The organism is Frankia sp. AgKG'84/4, assembly GCF_023242965.2.
In the GTDB taxonomy this organism is placed as follows: domain Bacteria; phylum Actinomycetota; class Actinomycetes; order Frankiales; family Frankiaceae; genus Frankia.
On sequence record NZ_JALKFU020000867.1, the window covers coordinates 1 to 899 of the forward strand.

Annotated in this window: 2 protein-coding genes; one reads left to right on the forward strand and one right to left on the reverse strand. The window is 77.3% G+C overall.

Going from position 1 to position 899, the window contains the following annotated elements; all coding sequences use genetic code 11:
* On the forward strand, positions 1-427 hold a 427-nt coding region (locus MXD58_RS25730), incomplete at its 5' end, for a uroporphyrinogen-III synthase (protein WP_250610287.1).
* Positions 428-494: 67 nt separating this feature from the next.
* On the opposite strand, the gene MXD58_RS25735 is transcribed toward MXD58_RS25730, so the two are convergent.
* Positions 495-899 (reverse strand): sirohydrochlorin chelatase (locus MXD58_RS25735; protein ID WP_250610295.1); only part of this gene is annotated, 405 nt, incomplete at its 5' end.

An 899-nucleotide genomic window follows, 5' to 3' on the forward strand; every position in this document is an offset into this window, starting at 1 on the left:
GGACGCGCTCGGCCTGGCCTCCGTCACCCGCGCCGGGCTGGCCGTCGGCAGTCCCCGGTCGGACGGGCGGGTGCTCGTCGCTGGCGCGGCCGAGGCGCCGACGAGCGGAGACTGGTCGGTGCGGCGGGTGGCGCTGCTGACCGACATGACCGCCGAGCCCGACCCGCGGATCGCCGACGAACTGCGCCACGGCGACTTCGACGTCGCCGCCCTCGCGTCCTCCACCGCGGCGCGCGGCACCGCCGAGCTGTACGGCCCGCTGCCCCCCGACCTGCTCGTCGCCGCGATGGGGCGGCGCAGCGCCGAGGCGTGCGAGGCCGCTGGCCTGCGGGTGGACATCGTCCCCGCGGAACCCGGGGTGCGCCCGCTCGCCGCTGCCGTCGCCGACTTCGTCACCGCCAACCGGGCCACCCGCGGCCCGGCCTGACCGCGGTTCCAGCCGATTGAGGTGAGGGCCTCCGCCAGCCGCGGTCCGGGCCGAGCGCGGGTTCGGGCTAGGCGGAGGTGTCGGCGGCGTGGACGAGGCCGCGCAGGGTGTCGTCGAGGCGGGCGCGGACCGCCTCGATAACGCAGGCGTGCAGGCCGAGCGGCTCCGAGAGGATCCACCGGGTGGTGGGATGGCGCTGGCGGGCTTCCTCCAGCGCGGCCGGGATGTCGCGGTGGGTGTGGTTGCCGTCGAACAGGAAGAACGGGTAGACGACGATCTCGGTGCAGCCGGCGTCGGCGAGGTTCGCGTACCCCTCGGCGATGTCCGGCCGGGTGACCTCGAGGAAGGCCGCCTCGACGGTGCTCCACGGCCGAGGGCGGGCGTGCGGGGCAGCGCCGGCACCGAAACTGGCACCGGCGGGACCGCCACCGGCGTCCGGGGCGCCCCCGGCGCAGGGTGCGGTGGCCGGTGC